The organism is Halomonas sp. ML-15, from assembly GCF_014779595.1.
Taxonomy (GTDB): Bacteria; Pseudomonadota; Gammaproteobacteria; order Pseudomonadales; family Halomonadaceae; genus Franzmannia.
This window is the reverse complement of record NZ_JACXZT010000018.1, coordinates 155733-156425: the sequence shown is the minus strand read 5'-3', so window position 1 is coordinate 156425 and position 693 is coordinate 155733. Positions and strand designations below refer to the sequence as shown.

Sequence of the window (693 nt, the reverse complement as noted above, 5' to 3'; positions counted from 1 at the left end):
TACCGGCTGATGACCTATGGCGGTGAATTGACCGCCAACACCGCCACCATCGGGACAACGCCTTCCCTACCCAGTGCCGGTCTGTATGAGCTGCAGGCGGGCTCGGGCCGGGTCGATCTGTTTATCGGCGCCCTGGGCGACGATGGCCTGCAGCACTGGCAAGGCGGCGACGGCGTCTGGAGCACGACCGACACGCAGTGGCTGAACCGGGAGGGTGCCGCGCCGGTCGCCTGGGCCGGGCAGCATGCCATCTTCAAGGATGCCAGTGGCTTCACCGGCGGCACCATCGAGGTGGAGGAAGCGCAATCTTTTGCGAGCTTGCAGTTCGTCGATGAGGGCTATCGGCTCGAAGGCCCTGGGCAGCTTGTCACTGAAGCGAGCGGCAGTGAAATCCGCGTGCTGGCGGATCAGGCGACCATCGCCACCGAGATCACCGGCAGCGGTGGCATCACCAAGACCGAAGCGGGCACCCTGACGCTTGCCGGCACCCACACCTACACCGGTGGCACCACCGTCAATGCGGGCAGGCTGGTGGTGGCGGCCGACGGCTCCATCACGGGTGATGCCACGGTCAACGGCGGATACTTCGATGTCGATGGTGAGATGGACGGTCAGGTGACGGTCAACGCCGGTGGCTTCCTGGGTGGCTCCGGCACCGTGGGCGACACCACCGTGGCGTCCGGTGGCACCCTT

The 693-nt window shown here is 66.2% G+C and carries 1 protein-coding gene; it reads left to right on the top strand.

Going from position 1 to position 693, the window contains the following annotated elements; genetic code table 11:
- A partial coding sequence (locus tag IEI94_RS11440) for an autotransporter-associated beta strand repeat-containing protein (RefSeq protein ID WP_224750091.1) occupies window positions 1–693 on the top strand: 693 nt, incomplete at both ends.